The sequence below is a fragment of the Alteromonas lipotrueiana genome (assembly GCF_019249245.1).
Lineage (GTDB): Bacteria > Pseudomonadota > Gammaproteobacteria > Enterobacterales > Alteromonadaceae > Alteromonas > Alteromonas lipotrueiana.
On the sequence record NZ_JAESDK010000015.1, the window covers coordinates 59,693 to 77,446 of the forward strand.

Sequence of the window (17,754 nt, forward strand, 5' to 3'; positions counted from 1 at the left end):
CTACTGCGGCGGCGAAGCCGGTTTTTATATTTTTTTTCATATTGTTATTAGCAAAATCTCCACTATCTTAAATTATTGTCATTCGCCTAATGCTGATCACTCGTAAGCCCGCTAACGTAACCACCCACTGATTTGTCGCAATATTAAAAGGGTTCCGCTTTTGTCGGCTCGTTTGCGGCTGCCACCCGTTCAGCGACACAGGCTTTTTCTATCATGATCCACGCTTTTGTTTTCCCCGACCTTGTTACGCAGCTGCTGCGGGCACCCCGGGCTTTTGTCTTCATACTGCTTGCTACCGGGCTGGCAGCCTGTAGTGATGCGCCTGCAGATAAGTCACAATCTTCGGGCGATAAATCGGGTAACGCACAGCAGCAACAAGCCATGCCCGTGACCTTTGTTGAAGTATCAGCTAAACCTATCGGCTATACCGAAAAATTGCCGGGTAGGGTAGTGGCTTACCGGCAGGCTGAAATACGGCCTCAGGTAAGCGGCATTATTCAGGCTCGTTTGTTTGAAGAGGGCACCTTGGTAGAAAAAGGCCAGCAGCTGTATCAAATAGATCCCGAAACTTATCAGGCTGACGTAGAGGTGGCTCAGGCTAATTTACAAAGTGCAGAGGCTCAGGTAGACAACGCCCAGGCACTGGTGAACCGTTACGACGGGCTGGCAGAAATGAACGCTCTGAGTGAGCAGGATTTAGATGATGCTACCACACGTTTAAAGCAGGCTCGAGCTTCGGTAGGTCAGGCTCAGGCGCAGCTTAAAACCGCCGAAATTAATTTGGCGTACACTCGGGTTTATGCGCCTATCAATGGCTTTATTGGTCCGTCGGAGGTGACCGAAGGTGCGCTGGTTACCCAACAGCAAGATACTCCATTGGCAACTATTCGCCAGCTTGACCCTGTTTATGTGGATTTAGCCCAGTCGGTAGGCGATGCCCAGCAATTAAAATCCAGGCTTATCGAATCGCGAATTCAAAAGCGTGATGACACAAAGTTTGAGGTAAGCCTGTTTTTTTCGCAATCGGGCGACGCTTATGCTCATAAAGGGCAGTTAGAAGCCACTGACCTGGCGGTTAACGAGCAAACCGGGGCGATACGTCTGCGTTCGGTGTTTCCTAATCCTGATAAGCAACTGTTGCCGGGACTATTTGTGCGCGCCTCTATTGAAGGCCTGGCGACCAGTAAGGCGATAACCGTGCCTCAAAAAAGCGTGCAGATAAGCCAGGGCGGTATGCGTCATGTGTGGGTCGTGACCTCTGATAACAAAGCCCAGAAAAGAACAGTACAAACCGGACTGGCTTATGATAATCGCTGGATTATTGAAAGCGGATTAAAAGCGGGCGACAAAGTGGTGGTTGAAGGCACCATGACGCTAAAAGAGGGGGCTTCGGTAAAGCCAAGGGCCCAGGGTAATTCATCGCAAGCTAAGTCGGCAACGGATGAAAAAGCCAATAGCCCGTCATCCACAGACCAGGGGCGTTAATCACTTATGTTTTCACGCTTTTTTATTGCCCGGCCTATTTTTACTACCGTACTTGCGCTTATTGTTATGGGCGCAGGGATATTTTCAGTCTTAAGTCTGCCCCTTGAACAATACCCCAATATTGCGCCGCCCAAGGTGTCAATTTCAGCCTCGTACCCGGGCGCGTCTGCTCAAACGCTTGAAAACACCGTCACTCAGGTTATCGAGAAAAACCTCACGGGTATAGACAACCTGCGTTACATCCAGTCGCAAAGCTCGTCATCGGGCCAGGCGTCTATTACTCTTACCTTTGAACCGGGGACCGATCCTGATATTGCGCAGGTGCAAACTCAGAATAAAGTGTCGCAGGCGCAGTCCTCTCTGCCGCCGATTGTACAGCAACTAGGCGTGGCCGTTGAAAAGGCAGGCAATAGCTATGCATTAATTGTTAGTTTTTCCTCTAAAAGCGGCAATATGGACCGCAACGACATTTCTGACTTTTTGGTGTCAAACTTAGAAGAACCGTTAAGCCGGGTGAACGGGGTGGGGCAAATACAAACCTTTGGCCCTGAGCATGCAATGCGGGTCTGGCTTGATCCCCACAGCATGAACAACTTTAATATCACCACCCTTGATGTGATAAGTGCAATTGAGCAGCAAAATGTACAACTGGCGTCTGGTGAGATAGGCGGCGCACCCTCGGTGGACGGTCAACAGCTTAATGCCACTATTACCGCGCAGGCGCTGTTATCGACCCCGGCCGAATTTGAAAAAATACTGTTGTCGGTAAACTCAGACGGCTCCCATGTTACGTTGGGTGATGTCGCAAACATTGAGATTGGCGCTGAAAACTACAACATTATTGGCCGGTGGAATGGCAAACCTGCTTCAGGAATAGCCATTGAGCTGGCACCTTCGGCTAACGCACTGGCAACTATTGACGCCATAAAAGCTCGCATCAGCGATTTTGACAATATTATCCCCGACGATTTAGAAGTGATGTACCCGGTCGATATTTCGCCCTTTATTGAGGCGTCTATTTTAAACGTGGTTGAAACACTCGGTATCGCCGTGGTGCTGGTTATTTTAGTTATTTACATTTTTTTGCAAACCCTGCGTGCCACGTTAATTCCGGCGGTGGCCATTCCTATTGTCTTGCTGGGTACCTTTGGCTTTTTGCTGGCTCTGGGCTACTCAATTAATGTACTGACTTTGTTTGCGCTGGTGCTGGCTATTGGCATGCTGGTAGACGATGCCATTGTGGTTACCGAAAACGCCGAACGTAAGCTAGAGCAAGATAGCAGCCTGACCCCTGAAGAGGCCTCGAAACAGGCGATGAAAGAGATTTCTTCCGCGTTGTTAGGCACTACGGTGGTTATTTGGGCGGTGTTTTTGCCCATGGCGTTGTTTGATGGCTCGGTAGGGGTCATTTATCGTCAATTCGCTATTACCATATCTGCGGCCATGGGACTGTCTTTATTTGTGGCGCTAACCCTGTCGCCCACCTTGTGTGCAGCCGTACTTAAACAAGGCAAAACAGAAACCCAAACCGGCGTATTTGGGTATTTTAACCGTGGTTTTGCCAAAATGCGTTCTGGCCACAGCCATGTTTTGCAAGCCACCTTAAATAATAAAATCATTCTGCCGGCTATTTTTGTGATTGCTGTAATTGTTAGCGTTCTGGTGTTTTTAAGGGTGCCGTCTTCGTTTTTACCTGAAGAAGATCAAGGGCGTATGTTTACGCTGGTTTCAGGACCGGCAAGTACAACACTGCAACAAACCCGCGAAAAGATGGAGCAGGTAGAAGATTTTTATATGAATGAGGCCGGCGATTCGGTGGAAGGATTATTTACCGCGGCAGGTTTTAGTTTTATGGGGCAGGCGCAAAATGTGGGGATCGCGTTTGTGAAAATGAAACCCTGGGACCAGCGCGATCAGCAAGGCAGTGTTTTCAACATAAAGCAACGGGCGTTTGAGTCGTTATCAGGTATTCCCGATGCCATGGTGATACCGCTTATTCCCCCGCCGGTAAGTGCATTGGGTAATGCCAGCGGATTTCAGTTTCAGCTAATTGATCAGGGGGGGCTGGGCCATGATGCGCTGGTACAGGCTTCTGAACAACTACTGGCCAAAGCCAATCAAAGTAAGCTGCTTACCTCGGTACGTTTTAACGGTCTGGCCGACAACCCTCAGTACAATTTAGATATCGATACCATTAAAGCGCGTGCGTTGGGAGTGCCTATAGCCACTATTAATCAAACCTTGAGCGCAGCATTAGGCGGCACTTATGTAAACGACTTTTTAGAAAATGGCCGGGTTAAACGGGTGTATGTACAAGCCGAAGACCAGTATCGAATGCTGCCTAAAGATATTAACAACTGGTATGTGCGCAATGAAAGCGGCGGCATGGTTCAACTTAAAGAGATTGCCGCAGGAAACTGGAGCTTTGGGCCACCAAAACTAACCCGTTTCAATGGCGCATCGTCACGAGAAATACAAGGTTCAACCACCCCCGGGGTCAGTTCTGGCGAAGCTTTACAAGAAATAGCACGTATTGCCCAAAGCTTGCCGTCGGGCATTAGTATTGCCTGGACCGGGTTGTCGTACGAAGAAAAACAAAGTGGTAACCAAACCCTGTTGCTGTACAGCATTACGATTATTGCTGTATTTATGATTTTGGCAGCTTTGTACGAGAGCTGGGCAATACCGCTGGCCATTATGCTAACCGTCCCCTTTGGGATTATGGGCGCGGTTCTGGCTACCTGGTTAACCGGACAAGCTAATGATGTTTATTTTCAGGTAGGGCTGTTGATGACTATTGGTCTGGCCGCTAAAAATGCGATTTTAATTGTTGAGTTTGCTCAGCGAAATGTAAATGAGGGAATGGATGCATTCGATGCTGCCCTAAATGCGGCAAAGCAGCGCTTGCGGCCCATTCTTATGACCTCGCTCACCTTTATTTTGGGGGTAATGCCCCTGGTATTTGCGACCGGGCCAGGGTCGGGGGCGCAAAATGCGATCAGCATTGGTGTATTGGGGGGTATTGTCAGCACCACGTTGTTTGTGGTTTTCTTTGCGCCTTATTTCTTTGTATGGGTCACCCGGGCTTTTACCAAAAAAACATAACCAAAGCCTGGTGGCCAGAGCCGCATCGCCAGTATTGTGTTTATTTTGTTGAGCGCCGGGTTCAGCGAAACTCGCGACCAACAAAATAAGGTGGGCAATATTGATTGCTCGAAAGGCGGTTTATTACCACAGAACTACGTGGGCAAGCGCGCAATGTGCTTGCCCCACATTTTAATCTTTACCTTTCTTTACACAATTGATGGCAACTATATCAGCGCCTGAGAGTCTGTAATTTATCTGTTTAAGATCTTAATAAACCAATTATGGATGCAATGATGAAAGCCATTTTCCCGGTTATACTTTGTGCACCGCTGCTACTGTCTGCGTGCGCCAAAAAACCGCCCCCCCGACCCGTGGATAACGACAGGTTTGTAACAAATATCAAAGCTTCAGGCGCGAAAATTTTTCGCTTTACGCTTGTCACTGCACCGGCAAAAAAGGCCGATAAAAAAGGCAATGGTCAGCGCGGGCAAGGCCGTGGTAATCCCGAACAGCACGCGCTCAAAAACGCAGCTAACAACTCGGGACAGTCTGACCACTACCGCAAAAAACTCGATAAACTGTATTCAAGGCTAGAGCAAAAGCTGGCTGAAACCCAGTATTGTCGCGAAGGCTTTATTGAAATAGACACCTACGAAGCGCCGCAACATATTTACTTACTAGGCGAATGTAACGAGTCGGCTACCGAGCAGGATATTCAAAACTTTGCTAACACCTATCGCGATGACTAGCCCATTATTAGTATGCGCTACTAATGAGTATCATCAATCCTAATGCACAATAGCTATCATTTTGTTAACAACTTGATTAATGTAGAGTCAGAGCAACAAAAGGCGGTGGAGCTCCCCCGTTTTTTAAACTGTGTTTATGAGGAGATAGTTTGATGACCCCCACTGATGTTCACCAGTACGATTCTACGCTTGTTGATATGTTCGACGAGGCCACACAGCAATACAGTCAGCGGGTATGCTATGTAGAAGGCGACAACACTCTTACTTTTGCGCAGTTAGAAGAACGGTCAGCAAAATTTTGTGCGTATCTACAAGATCATGGCGTTAAAAAAGGCGACCGGGTTGCGTTGATGTGCCCCAATACCCTGGAGTTTATGGTGTGCATGTGGGGTATTATTCGTACCGGTGCGGTGCAGGTAAACACCAACCCTAATTACACCACCCGAGAACTGACTCATCAGCTCACCGATGCCAGTGTTTCGTTGCTGGTCTTTCATCACAGTGCAACCGCAACTGTGCAGCAATCGTTAACCGATATTCCGCAATGTAAACTAGTGTGTATAGACGCTCCTGATACTAATGCTGAACAAATGAGCGAGACCATGGGACGCACAGTAACGTGCTTTTCTCATGCGCTTAAAATGGGTGAAAGCTTACCTGTATTTAGTGTTTCGATTGAACCGTCTGACAAAGTCTTTTTGCAATATACCGGCGGTACCACCGGGTTTTCAAAAGGTGCGGTGCTGCTGCATAGCAACATTGTGGCGAATATCGATCAAAGCCGTGACCGTCTTGGCGATTTATTGGAAGGAGACGATAACGTTATTCTTACCGTGTTGCCGGCGTACCATATATTTGCGCTCACGGTAAACACCATGCTGTATTTTGCTTTAGGTGGCAAAAACATATTGATCACCAACCCTAAAGACGCGCCACTGATTGTAAAACAGTGGGAAGAGCATCAGGTAACAGCGATCACCGGCGTTAATACCCTGTATAACGGGCTAATGAATTTCGAACCCTTCAGAGCCTTATCATTTGACTCATTACGGTTGGCGGTAGGCGGCGGTACCGCGGTGCTGTCATCAACAGCAAAAAGCTGGAAAGAGCTAACCGGTGTCGCGCTTTTTGAAGGGTATGGGTTGTCTGAAACCGCGCCGGTGGCCTCATTAAATTGCGGCGATGAAAACGGCGGCATTGGTAAGCCGGTTAAACACACTACATTTAAACTGATAGATGACACTGACAACGAAGTCGCCAGCGGTGAGCGTGGCGAAATTGCGGTAAAGGGCCCTCAGGTCATGCAGGGCTATTGGCAAAATGAACAGGCCAATAGTCAAAGTTTTACCAGTGACGGTTTTTTCAAGACTGGCGATATAGGCACCCTTGATGAAAACCAGAACTATCATATTGTCGATCGTAAAAAAGACATGATTTTGGTTTCAGGGTTTAATGTGTACCCCAACGAAGTAGAAAATGCGGTTTGTCAGCACCCTGGCGTATTAGAAGCGGCCTGTGTGGGTGGTCGCGACGACAAACAAGGCGAACGTGTCAGAGTATTTGTGGTACTTAAAGACGACAGTGTAACCAAAGAAGCAATTACCGAAGTATGCCGTGAGCATCTTGCGGCTTACAAAGTACCTAAAGAAGTCAACTTTGTTGATGAACTACCTAAATCTGGGGTGGGCAAAATTTTAAGACGTAAACTTAAAGACGATTAAGCTTGTGCTAAGGCAAACGCTAAAGGTTTGAAACCGCGACTATTGGGTAGCACAACTATTCTCCAATAGCGCGGTTAATGGCAGGTGGCGTTGGGGCTTTTGCATTTGATGGTATCGGCCGGCCACATTGACTGGTGGCGCTTTAAACTGAAATTTTAGCGCGGCTCGCAACACTAAAAGATGTCCCGCAAGCCTATCTTGGGTAGGTCAAAAACCATGGGGCAATCCCGGTGCCATTTAACAAACGGATAAGTTATGCAGCTACACACCCTGAATGGGTATATACAAAATATTTTTTTAGTTGAGCACAATCATGGGCTGTTATTGTTAGACGGGTGTAGCCGCGCCGACGTCCATACGGTATGTCGCTATATTACACATACGTTAAAGCGGCCTTTAGCTGACTTAAAGATGATTGTGGTCACCCACATGCACCCCGACCATGCAGGTGGTGCGCATTGGTTACGAAAACGCACAGGGGCGAAATTGGCGGCTCATCCAAAGGCCGCTAAGTGGTACGCCGGTATCGCGGGCCGAACCGCCCATATTATTGATGTTTCGCTAATGTACTGGGTCGCGCAGCGCCTGGGTAAAGGGCGTCGTAAAGCGTGGTATTCGCCTGTTCTCAAGCCTGATATAATTTTAACCGACGAACAAACAGTGCCCGGATTTCCTGACTGGCAGGTATTGTATACGCCCGGCCATACCAACCACGATTTATCGCTGTTTTATATTCCCGGCAACCAGGTGTATATAGCCGACTTGCTGGTGAAAGTGAAAGGACGCCTGCATTCGCCATATCCTATTTGTCATCCAAATCAATATCGGCAGTCGCTACAAAAAATTGCCTCAATAAACGCCGACACCCTTTTTTGCGCTCATATCAAACCCCTACAGGCGGCGCAGATAGACTTCGGGCAAATTATTGCCGATGCCCCGACGCTACCTAAAAATCACTGGCATGCTTCAAAAAACCGCATTATAAAAAAGCTAGGCTTGCTACGTTCGTCGTCGCTTTAACGACGCAGTAGAAAACCGGTGAATTCATAGCAAATACCGTACGTTAGAATAAAAACCTCGGTCTTTGGGAACGCTGACAGCCATTAATCCTCTTTTTAGACCACAAATCACAATACCGACCTTTCAAGCCCCTACCACATTAGTATGAGTTTGTTGCGAAGCGAACCTGCTTTTCACTTACTGCAAACGGAATGCTGCTCTGTGTCTTTTACATCCCGCTTCTGGCTATTAATGTCAGATGCCTGATATGGGTTTGTATTTAAGCTATTGCTTTAAATGGATATTCGGAAAAGTGAATTACTAAAGTTGTGCTTCACCAACATGAAACACTATTGAGTAATGTCACTAAATAAGGATACAAACCGAATGAAAATTACAAACAGCGCATCACTTCAAAACCCTTTTGGCCTGGCCGGTGTTTCTCAGCTTCAGGTGGTAGGCGGGCCTATCTGTGTAGGGATGCTCATTGCTTTAGCGTAAATCTTAACTATTTTTCGCTGGGGGGCGCTGTCTGCCAGCTATTCATTTTTAAGGCTGGTTAGGTACAGATAAAGGGTTGAACATGAAAAGAAATGAAACGATTGAAGCATTTATTGGCAACAAGACATTACGCCATGAAACCGCTACCGCAATGAATGCAGACCGGGTTCAAAACGCATCGTTACCTATCACTGCCAACTTAAAAGCGTTGTTCGACAATACCGATAGCGTGCCATCCACCGCTACGCTTAAAACGGTTATTGCTAAACATGCTGACCACTTACTTCAGCAGGTGGTTAATGGCGCAATAACTCAGATGGGCCAAAACCCTTTTTATGTTTACCCTATGGCGGGTCATTCAACGTACTTTGCACAACGATTAATTGTAGAAAGTACCCCTGACTTTGATCTCAGTCTCGACTTTATCGATCCCTCTTTACTCACCCAATACAAACAAGAAAGCCGAGAAAACCTTCAGCAACGTGGGGTTTCATTTTTTGGACGCGAAACCCTGAGTTATTTTATTCATTCAGGTAATCTGCAGGTTTCACACTGGTCTCACCCTTCATCAGCAGATCAGTTTTTTGGTATGCGATGCACCCGCGAAAACAGCCAGCTTATTCACGATGGCAGTTTTGTTCATTGTCAAAACAACCAAACGTATATGTACGAAAGTTGCGAACAATGCGCTGTAGTCGTCACACTTGAAATTAAACGCAATAAACTACCGGCAAGCTTAATCTTCAGTGCCTCAGATCACACTTTACGGTACCAAAACCCGTCAGATGAAGCCGACTCCCGGTTACAGCTGTGTATGGCTATTTTAGTGAAGCTGGATTATGTTGAAGCCATTCCAACGCTTAAAGCATTTTTGACGCATCCGCATCATTTTGTTCGTTGGTATGCCATGCAGCAAATTCTTGCTCTGGACGCGCTTCAGGTGTTGCAGGAACTTGCAGACATGGCAGTGACCGATCCTCATCCAGAGGTAAAGCTTGCGGCTAAACAAACCCTGTTAATGATTCAAAAGCAGGAATTTGATTATGCCTGTTGAAATAAATTGCGATCAGATTAACGAATCTATTGGCCTGGACGAATGTTACGAACAGCTAATAGACAGCCGGTTTGACTGTAATGATATTGAAAGCTTTAAAAGTGTGGCGCCACTGCTAAAAAGGCTGAACAATAACCGTACTTTTTTGGCCGAAACTCTTATTAACGAACTCAGTACACCGGCAACAGCACAAGCAAAAAATCATTACACACCACAGGTTTTGTTACTTAAAGCACCAGCAAAGCACACCAATTTTTTTATCCGGGCTAATATATGGCTCGCCCAACAAGATCCGATGCTGCAATTAGCGGGAGAAAAGTCTTTTTATTATCATGTGCCTCATGACCATAATTTTCATTTTCTGACCTCAGGCTATTTAGGACCAGGCTATCTTAGCGACTATTACGAGTATGATTATTTTAGCGTTGATGGCTACCCGGGCGAACCGGTAGATATGACATTTGTTAAGCGCTCTGCATTAAGCCCTGGCAAGGTGATGTTGTATAGAGCGCACCGTGATGTTCACAATCAATTACCTGCCGACGAACTGTCGGTATCACTTAACATTATGCCTTCTATGATGTTTGCGCATTTACGACCGCAATATATCTTCAATGCACAATGCACTCATATTGAGCGTACGGTAACCACCTCAAATTCGTCAACTGAGCCAGCGTTGCATTTAATTGCACGCTGCGGGGGTCAAAAAGGTCAGGAGTTTTTAGAACATGTGGCCAAAAATGGCGTTATTGAAGAAGACCGATTTCGGGCAATTAAAGCCATAACCGCAGCCTTGCCCGATAACAGTAGTCGGTTTGAGGTGATTAGAAAATATGGGCTGAATGCGAATTCAACCATGGTACAAAAAATGGCCCAGTACTACGTCGAGCAGTTGTCGTTGTGAACACAAACAAAGCCCACCCATTTTAATTAATATTTAAGTGTATAACCTCCCTTTTGCTTTAAGCAGGGCCCTCAACACGGATAAGTTGCAGGGCTTTTTTATTGATTGACGTTAATCTTGCCATACATCCCTCAATTCCTCCGCTTATCACAATTTGAGGACGAGATTTTATTTTCAGCGCTAATCTTAAAGGGTCATAAAAAGGACTTCATTGTGAAAGCATCCCCCGTTTATTCTTCAGCGCAGGCATTTATCGATACCTTTGTGGCTCCTACAGAGCTGTTTTCTAAATTTTCTATCAGCTTACAATGGGCAAAGTGGTGTGCTGTGCTGGTGTTAAGTGCTTCGCTGTTGAGCACGTATTATTTTTTTCATGTTATATCGGTAAGTCCTGAAACCCCCATTCAACTAAATGGTATTGCTCAACTGTTTGAAGCTTACCGCCCCCAGTTGTTTTCGTCCGCAGGGCTTATCGGTCTTGAGCCTGGTTTGTATGTGGGTGTACTTCGCTCATTAAATGTTTTATTTCTGGTGGCGGCGTTAGGTACAGCTTATTGGACAATGCAATTTACCGTGCGCAGTGAAAACCACATGACCCTTATGCAATGGTACAAAATTATCATGGTGTGCCAGCTACCCTGGGTAGCAAACTATTTAGGCTTAATCTTACTTACTTTCAGCGCCGCTGATACCGCATTACCTTTCAGTATGCTTGATTATGCGTCTGTTAATTATCTGTTTTTTCAGCTTAAGCCGCAGGATTCCTGGTACACCCTCATTGAGGGGATAAATTTGTTCCACTTTTGGAGCCTTGGACTTACCGCAACCGCCATAAATCGCTGTTTAAAAACCACTCTGTCAGCAAGTTTAGGGTATGCATTATTGCCTTATATTGTTTTAGCCAGCTTGTGGACAGTGTCATGAGTGTAAACCGACATATTCCGTTACTTACCTTAAACAATATTGGTCAGCATTGTGTATTTCAAAATGAGTCTATAGAAACTCTTAATAATATACATCTGAATATTGGCCAGGGTGAATTTCTGGCCATCACTGGTCCAGCGGGTTCAGGTAAGTCTGCGCTGCTGCATATTCTAGGGTGTTTGAAAAAACCCCAAGAAGGGCAGTATTTGTTGTTGGGCGAAAGTATTCACAACCAAACAGAAAAACAATTAACTCACACCCGAAGCAAACATATTGGCTGGGTGTTCAGTAATTCAAACTTAATCGACCGATACAGTGTTTTAAAAAACAGTATGCATCCGCTTTCAGTAGGATTGTGGCTAAAGCAGAATGAAAAAAAGCGTGCCAGGTTCTGGCTAAACTTTGTAGGGCTAAACCGGTATGCAGGTCATCGCCCGCCAGAGCTGTCTAAAGTTCAGCAACAGCAACTGGCTATTGCCCGGGCAATGGCGCGTAATCCTACCTTATTATTGGTCGATGACCCCACCGAGAACTTATCTGACAATGACACAGCCCAAATCATGCGGCTTTTTAAAAAGCTGAATCAATATGGCCAAACTATTGTGCTGGCTACCCGTAGCCAAATGCTGGCAAGCCAGTGCCGGCGGCAAATCCACCTTCTTAATTATACTATTCACAAAGATATTGTTCACCGCCCGCTAAACTTTCAGGCTGATTTACGAGCGTACGCATGAACAAGCTATTAAGCGCCGCTATTGAAGGCACAGGTTGCGCCCTTCAGGCCATCATCACCAACCTTTTAAGAAGCCTGCTTATAACTCTGGGCGTGGTGGTAGGGGTGGCATCCGTAGTTGCGGCGGCGACTATTTTACAAAATGTACAAAGTGGGACTTTTTCCCCCACAGAGCCTAACCTTGTAAATGTAGCGCGCCTTCACTTTGCAAATCAACGTCCGGCATACTCAAATGCTAAGGTTGATTTCAGTTACGCTGACTTCCTTATTCTGAAACAAGCAATACCCGATTTGGTCGGTGCGCACTATAAAACTTTACCCTTAGGGGCTAAAACTCAGGTTAACACCGTTTACTCCCAGGCCACTACTCAGGTTGTAGGCGCCCAGTCCCGGTATCAGTATTTACCGGGCACTATGGTACATCGGGGCCGGTTTATCACCGCTCAGGAAACCCGCCAAAAAGAGCCGGTAGCATTTATTGGTCCGCGATTAGCGCAGCTGCTGAACCTAAAGGATAATCCGGTAGGTAGGTTGATTTTTGTAAACAACACCCAGCTCACTGTAGTAGGAGTGGGCTTAGCAAACCAACGATTACCGGGTATAGCCGACAGCAATTATCTTATTGTTCCGCATACTATCGCCACACAATGGTCGTCACCGAGTTCACCCGGTCAGGCAGAAGTATTGTTTACGCTAACAAAAAGCAGTAATCTGGAAAAAATACGTTCCGATATCCAGCATTTTTTTGCACAGTATTTTTTAAGCCCGCCCACGCTGGTGGTAGAACAAATGCCGCGTCAGTCGGCCACATTAGAAAAACTGCGTGATGCGACGATGCTAATTGCAGGGGCTGTGGCGGCAATCAGCCTGATGATAGGCGGGCTGGGAATTACCAATATTATGCTGGTTGCCGTTACCCAACGAACAGTAGAGATCAGTATGGCCCGGGCTATGGGCGCCAGCAAAGGGTTTATTATGACCCGGTTTTTAACCGAAGCAGGCGTACTTGCCCTTTTTGGGGGCGCAATAGGTATTGCGGTGGGGTATCTGCTGAGTGTTCTGGTAATGTTGTTTTTGCCAACTGAAGGATTGTTTTTTATGCCCCTATGGACCATTATTCTTGCTATTACCCTAAGCCTGATGCTGGGAATTATTTTTGGCCTTATACCGGCGATTAAAGCTGCTCAACTGGATCCCGCTGATACGCTGTACTATGAGTAAAAAAGGCTCAGTTGTAGCGTTACTAAGCCGCTTTTGGGCCCAAAGTCGTAATACCAGTAAGTTGTACCGGGCTGTAATGCTACTGATTTTTGGCTTACATTTCATATTGACCTGGGCCGCAATGCAGTCGTTGATACCTGGTGTTGAGCAGTTTGCCAATGCGCTGGTTGCCCGAGCCTTGCTTGAAGCTTCTTTATTTACCGGCATTTGTCATTTTTTAGTGCGTCCTTATCTGCGTCTTAATTTGGTCGGCACCAGTTTAGATCCGGTCTCGATAGCCTTTGGACTGCTGTACCTTATGGGGCTATCGGCTTTCTATTTTTGTACCTCCACGGCACTGGGAAAACTTCAGTTTTTAAATGCTACTGATTTAAGTCAGCTGCAGGTGTTGGCACAGCAAGGACAACAAGGTGGCGAAGTTAGCTTTTTAGCTATGATAGTGATGGGCAGTGCCGAATCTTTTGTTACGTTAAGTTTGTGGTCATTTGTATATCTGGGTTGGCACTTTCAAAAAAACAAACGAGCTCTGCAACAACAGGTTAATCAAAGTCAAATTCAACAGTTAACAAAACAGTTAAGTCCGCACTTTTTATTTAATAGCTTAAACAGTATAAGGGCGCTGATTTTTGCCGACCAGGAGCGCGCCGCAGAAGTACTTACGTTACTATCTGATTTACTTCGAACCCAAATGCAGTCGCAAATGAAGGTTCGCTCGACACTTCAGCAAGAATGGCAGTTAACCAAAAAATACCTCGAAATTGAAAAAGTTCGATTTGATGACCGACTGACCCTGCAGGTAAAACTGGACGAGCAAACACTGCACCAGGAAATTCCTACTTTAACGCTGTTAACCCTGGCCGAAAATGCGATAAAACACGGCATATCGCAAAGTAGCCAACCCGGGTTTATCACCTTACAAAGCTACACTACTGATGAACAGACCTGGTGTCTTGAAGTTATTAACTCGCATGTATCGCCACAAAATACATCTGGTACGCGGGTAGGGCAACTGAATGTAAAAAAACGTCTTGAGCTGGTGCACGGAAAACACAGCCAGTTTGTTACCAGTGATAAAAATCAACAATATCAGGTTTGGATGGAATTACCGTATGTTAAAAGTCTTAATCGTTGATGATGAACGACTGGCTCGAATGGAACTTATTCGACTGCTGGGACGCTATGAAGATGTAACCATAGTGGCTGAGGCCGCGAATGGAAAAGAAGCCTTAGAAGCGGTAAAAGCACATTCGATAGATTTGGTTTTTGTCGATATTAAAATGCCTGAACTGAACGGTCTTGACTTTGCACGGGCAGTCCATGACCAGGTGCACTTTGTGTTTTGTACCGCCTACAGTGAACACGCGGTAGAAGCCTATGAGCTTAACGCTTTCGATTATATCGTAAAGCCTGTGATCCCTGCGCGCTTAGATGCTGTTATCAACAAAGCCCGCATTATTTATGAGACACCAGACAGCGCCTCGGCACCTGTTGATTTTTTGCCCGATGACCACGGCTTATTACTAAAGTTTGGCCACAATTTTAATATTGTCAGAATTGGTGATATTTATCGCTTTGAGTCTATAGGTAATCATGTCGCCATCTACTCACACGCCGGCAAGTCATATTTGCATACCACCCTGTCTAAGGTCGAAAGCCGACTTAACCCCAACTGCTATTTTAAAACAAGCCGCAGCGATATCGTACGTATAGACCATATTAAACGAATTGAAGAAGGTATGGCATCAGGAACTTTCTGCATACATATGAACGATGATAGTCATATAGAGGTGAGTCGCAGACAGGCACAACACTTGCGCAAAGCATTCAGTCTGGAGATATAAGCAGACAGGGTTTTAACATAGCATTATTCAACGCCTGGCATGGCGAAAGCACGGAGGCAGAACAAACTATTTACTCACCAAATCAGTATTTAATGATTATCTTTAAACGTTTACACATAACAGTTTGTATTTTGCCTAAACAATATGACCTGACGAAGGCGAAGTTTCACCTCGGTGTTAAAAAGACTGAATGTACTAACAGGAATAACGTTTTTCATGTCGCCACGTCCGTTACTTAAGCACATTCGCGATCACTCATTTGTATTTACTGAACTAGCTCGTTTGCGCGATAGCACAATTGCGAAAATGGGGCTAAAGGGTTATCAATTTCACAAAACACCTAAGTTTTACGGACCTAACGGCGAACGCCTTACCGTTGAGCCCGAGCGCAGTATTGTGCTACCACAACTCACCATGTTAGAAAATGTTCGGCCTATTCTGCACGAAGCATTGCCTCAGCTTACGGCGGTTGAACATAGCGAAGTAGGGTATCGTTACCCTACTGCAGCGTTAGCGGGTAATGACGCCCCTTTTATAAAACGACTGCGCTCCGAATATTTTCACAAAGTAGACGAAGATCGCAGTATTTGTCGACCGGTTAACCTTTCGTATGGCATCAAAAGCCGGGGTAAAGCCGATAATCGACAAGAATATGAGGTTTGGATGCCTGAAGACAATCCAACTCTTGATCCTCTGCCACTTTTTATTGAGCGTTACGGTGAAGACTTACCTTTTGACGTTCGCCAGTTTATTCAGCAACCCGCCAGAGTATATGGCTGGATGGGGGTCAAGCGAGCGGCTTTTGAAGCAATTTACTATAATCCTTCTGAGTTAGGTGATATCGCCGTATGTGTGGCGTTGTCTGTTGATGCTTATAATATAGGTGCGCGGCCCGATTTGTCTTATTGCGAAGAAGCGCAAAGCTCAATTGCACGTAGTAATGCTGAATTAGAATGGGAAATTGATGGTTATTATGTACCTGATAACGCTTACTTTTCTCATGACGAAATATGGCACGCGATCAATAGTACGTTAACCGCTTTGGCCACCCCTTTAGAGCAACATTATCAAAATGATATTTTGCCGGTAAAAGAAAGCAAAACTGAACGTATTTTATCTACGGTTTCTTCGTTAGGAATGACCGACAGAGATATTGAGCAAATAGATTTGCAGGCGTGGGAGTTTATGCAAACAACCAGTGAACGTCGGGTAAAAGCTCACGATCCGAACCGTAGAGTTAATTTTTTAGGCAGGCTGAATCGCTTGTTTTATCAGCCTGAACATCAATTACCTTCGATTGAGTATATTCACGATCTTATCAGTTAATAAATATACTGGTCAGGCCAGCCTGAAAGCCGTTGTGCTTAAGGGGTGAGGTAAGGTGTAGCTGGCATTGTTTGAATAGCAGATGATTTTGCATGTATTTGTAAGCTATTCTTTAATTAGGTTTTTTCCATTCATCCAGGCTTATGTTTGAAGAAATTGCGTTTGGCGGAATGCTATTCAGCCCGCTTGTAATATTTATGCCTGTGGCTTTTTTACTGTCGGTGATTACCCGGCTGGTATTGTATAAAACGGGTTTGTACCAACACGTCTGGCGTCCGGCCTGGCTTGAGGTGTCTTTGTTTGTTTGTTATTTGGCTGCTGTAGTATTTATTGCAGGGAGATAAGTTTTGATGGGTACTGTACTGCGTATTATTGTTACGTTGCTGGTGGTCGCGCTGGCTGTTTTCGCCGGTCGTTGGGTATGGGATCATTATCTGTATTCACCCTGGACCCGCGACGGTCGCGTTCGGGCCGATATTACCGTGGTGGCCCCTGATGTTTCGGGCTGGGTTACGCAACTTAGCGTACGTGATAACGAATACGTTCAAAAAGGCGAGGTTCTCTTTACTATCGATGATGCACGGTATCAGGCCGCGGTAGATGAACAGCGGGCCATTATTGAACATAAACAGCGTGTTTGGGAACTGGCGCAATCAAAATATAAGCAAGCACTACAAAGCGACAACGGCGAAGATGACAGCTCGCCTAATCACGAAGCTTACCGAATTGCAGCAGAAGTAGCTAAAGCTGATTATAAAGAGGCAGAGTCGAAACTTAAGACCCTGTTGCTGGATTTACAGCGTACCAAGGTTGAAGCGTCTCAGTCAGGTTCGGTAGTAAATTTAGATTTACGTACCGGCAACTATGTTCAACGAGGCAAGCCAGTACTTTCTTTGGTCAACAAAGATTCCTTTTATGTCACAGGATACTTTGAAGAAACCAAGCTTCCGCTGGTACGCATAGGACAAAGTGCTACGGTCAAACTTATGAGCAGTGAGCACACACTTACTGGCAAGGTAGTGAGTATTGGGCAGGCAATTGCTAATACCAGCGTGGGACATAACGAACAAATGCTACCAAAAATTCAGCAAACCTTTAACTGGGTTCGGCTGGCACAAAGAATTCCTGTCGACATTAAACTTGACCCCGTTCCTGATAACGTGCGGTTAGTGGCTGGAACCACTGTGTCTGTGCATCTGAATTAAACCT

15 protein-coding genes are annotated in these 17,754 nt (G+C 45.8%); all 15 read left to right on the forward strand.

Annotated elements, in window-relative coordinates:
• The first annotated feature begins 213 nt into the window (after window positions 1-213).
• The 15 genes from JK130_RS11105 (at window position 214) to JK130_RS11175 (ending at window position 17,750) form a co-directional block, all read left to right on the forward strand.
• Window positions 214-1,485 (forward strand): efflux RND transporter periplasmic adaptor subunit, encoded by a 1,272-nt coding sequence (locus tag JK130_RS11105; protein WP_218354396.1) that lies wholly within the window; start codon window positions 214-216, stop codon window positions 1,483-1,485.
• A 6-nt stretch (window positions 1,486-1,491) separates the two neighbouring features.
• The gene (locus JK130_RS11110) at window positions 1,492-4,590 is read left to right on the forward strand and encodes an efflux RND transporter permease subunit (protein WP_218354397.1); all 3,099 of its coding nucleotides are present in this window, start codon (window positions 1,492-1,494) and stop codon (window positions 4,588-4,590) included.
• 272 nt (window positions 4,591-4,862) lie between these two features.
• Window positions 4,863-5,321: a hypothetical protein gene (locus tag JK130_RS11115; protein ID WP_218354398.1), complete on the forward strand. Its 459-nt coding sequence runs from the start codon at window positions 4,863-4,865 to the stop codon at window positions 5,319-5,321.
• Between the two features lie 152 nt (window positions 5,322-5,473).
• Window positions 5,474-7,042, forward strand: a complete 1,569-nt coding sequence (locus JK130_RS11120) for an AMP-binding protein (protein ID WP_246587778.1) — start codon at window positions 5,474-5,476, stop codon at window positions 7,040-7,042.
• Between the two features lie 255 nt (window positions 7,043-7,297).
• Window positions 7,298-8,062, forward strand: a complete 765-nt coding sequence (locus tag JK130_RS11125; protein ID WP_218354400.1) for an MBL fold metallo-hydrolase — start codon at window positions 7,298-7,300, stop codon at window positions 8,060-8,062.
• Window positions 8,063-8,624: 562 nt separating this feature from the next.
• Window positions 8,625-9,596, forward strand: coding sequence for a HEAT repeat domain-containing protein (locus JK130_RS11130; protein WP_218354401.1), 972 nt, complete (start codon window positions 8,625-8,627; stop codon window positions 9,594-9,596).
• The gene (locus JK130_RS11135) at window positions 9,586-10,500 is read left to right on the forward strand and encodes a hypothetical protein (RefSeq protein ID WP_218354402.1); all 915 of its coding nucleotides are present in this window, start codon (window positions 9,586-9,588) and stop codon (window positions 10,498-10,500) included. Before JK130_RS11130 ends, JK130_RS11135 begins: the two co-directional genes overlap by 11 nt.
• A 213-nt stretch (window positions 10,501-10,713) precedes the next feature.
• Window positions 10,714-11,424 carry a hypothetical protein gene (locus JK130_RS11140; RefSeq protein WP_218354403.1) on the forward strand — a complete coding sequence of 237 codons (711 nt, stop codon included), beginning with the start codon at window positions 10,714-10,716 and terminating at the stop codon, window positions 11,422-11,424.
• Window positions 11,421-12,158, forward strand: a complete 738-nt coding sequence (locus JK130_RS11145) for an ABC transporter ATP-binding protein (protein ID WP_218354404.1) — start codon at window positions 11,421-11,423, stop codon at window positions 12,156-12,158. The genes JK130_RS11140 and JK130_RS11145 overlap by 4 nt, the downstream gene beginning before the upstream one ends.
• Window positions 12,155-13,378, forward strand: a complete 1,224-nt coding sequence (locus tag JK130_RS11150; RefSeq protein ID WP_218354405.1) for an ABC transporter permease — start codon at window positions 12,155-12,157, stop codon at window positions 13,376-13,378. Before JK130_RS11145 ends, JK130_RS11150 begins: the two co-directional genes overlap by 4 nt.
• Window positions 13,371-14,510, forward strand: a complete 1,140-nt coding sequence (locus tag JK130_RS11155) for a sensor histidine kinase (protein ID WP_218354406.1) — start codon at window positions 13,371-13,373, stop codon at window positions 14,508-14,510. Before JK130_RS11150 ends, JK130_RS11155 begins: the two co-directional genes overlap by 8 nt.
• Window positions 14,488-15,219 (forward strand): LytR/AlgR family response regulator transcription factor, encoded by a 732-nt coding sequence (locus tag JK130_RS11160; RefSeq protein ID WP_218354407.1) that lies wholly within the window; start codon window positions 14,488-14,490, stop codon window positions 15,217-15,219. Before JK130_RS11155 ends, JK130_RS11160 begins: the two co-directional genes overlap by 23 nt.
• 216 nt (window positions 15,220-15,435) lie before the next feature.
• Entirely contained in the window at window positions 15,436-16,545 is a 1,110-nt protein-coding gene (locus tag JK130_RS11165) for a hypothetical protein (RefSeq protein WP_218354408.1), read from the forward strand.
• A 143-nt stretch (window positions 16,546-16,688) separates the two neighbouring features.
• The gene (locus tag JK130_RS11170) at window positions 16,689-16,889 is read left to right on the forward strand and encodes a DUF1656 domain-containing protein (protein ID WP_218354409.1); all 201 of its coding nucleotides are present in this window, start codon (window positions 16,689-16,691) and stop codon (window positions 16,887-16,889) included.
• A 6-nt stretch (window positions 16,890-16,895) separates the two neighbouring features.
• The gene (locus tag JK130_RS11175) at window positions 16,896-17,750 is read left to right on the forward strand and encodes an efflux RND transporter periplasmic adaptor subunit (protein ID WP_218354443.1); all 855 of its coding nucleotides are present in this window, start codon (window positions 16,896-16,898) and stop codon (window positions 17,748-17,750) included.
• Window positions 17,751-17,754: the final 4 nt, after the last annotated feature.

What these genes read in the sequence shown, in the direction of transcription:
- JK130_RS11105 (WP_218354396.1), top strand. Translation starts at nt 214, where the DNA reads ATGATCCACGCTTTTGTTTTCCCCGACCTTGTTACGCAGCTGCTGCGG.
- JK130_RS11110 (WP_218354397.1), top strand. Translation starts at nt 1,492, where the DNA reads ATGTTTTCACGCTTTTTTATTGCCCGGCCTATTTTTACTACCGTACTT.
- JK130_RS11115 (WP_218354398.1), top strand. Translation starts at nt 4,863, where the DNA reads ATGATGAAAGCCATTTTCCCGGTTATACTTTGTGCACCGCTGCTACTG.
- JK130_RS11120 (WP_246587778.1), top strand. Translation starts at nt 5,474, where the DNA reads ATGACCCCCACTGATGTTCACCAGTACGATTCTACGCTTGTTGATATG.
- JK130_RS11125 (WP_218354400.1), top strand. Translation starts at nt 7,298, where the DNA reads ATGCAGCTACACACCCTGAATGGGTATATACAAAATATTTTTTTAGTT.
- JK130_RS11130 (WP_218354401.1), top strand. Translation starts at nt 8,625, where the DNA reads ATGAAAAGAAATGAAACGATTGAAGCATTTATTGGCAACAAGACATTA.
- JK130_RS11135 (WP_218354402.1), top strand. Translation starts at nt 9,586, where the DNA reads ATGCCTGTTGAAATAAATTGCGATCAGATTAACGAATCTATTGGCCTG.
- JK130_RS11145 (WP_218354404.1), top strand. Translation starts at nt 11,421, where the DNA reads ATGAGTGTAAACCGACATATTCCGTTACTTACCTTAAACAATATTGGT.
- JK130_RS11150 (WP_218354405.1), top strand. Translation starts at nt 12,155, where the DNA reads ATGAACAAGCTATTAAGCGCCGCTATTGAAGGCACAGGTTGCGCCCTT.
- JK130_RS11155 (WP_218354406.1), top strand. Translation starts at nt 13,371, where the DNA reads ATGAGTAAAAAAGGCTCAGTTGTAGCGTTACTAAGCCGCTTTTGGGCC.
- JK130_RS11160 (WP_218354407.1), top strand. Translation starts at nt 14,488, where the DNA reads ATGTTAAAAGTCTTAATCGTTGATGATGAACGACTGGCTCGAATGGAA.
- JK130_RS11165 (WP_218354408.1), top strand. Translation starts at nt 15,436, where the DNA reads ATGTCGCCACGTCCGTTACTTAAGCACATTCGCGATCACTCATTTGTA.
- JK130_RS11170 (WP_218354409.1), top strand. Translation starts at nt 16,689, where the DNA reads ATGTTTGAAGAAATTGCGTTTGGCGGAATGCTATTCAGCCCGCTTGTA.
- JK130_RS11175 (WP_218354443.1), top strand. Translation starts at nt 16,896, where the DNA reads ATGGGTACTGTACTGCGTATTATTGTTACGTTGCTGGTGGTCGCGCTG.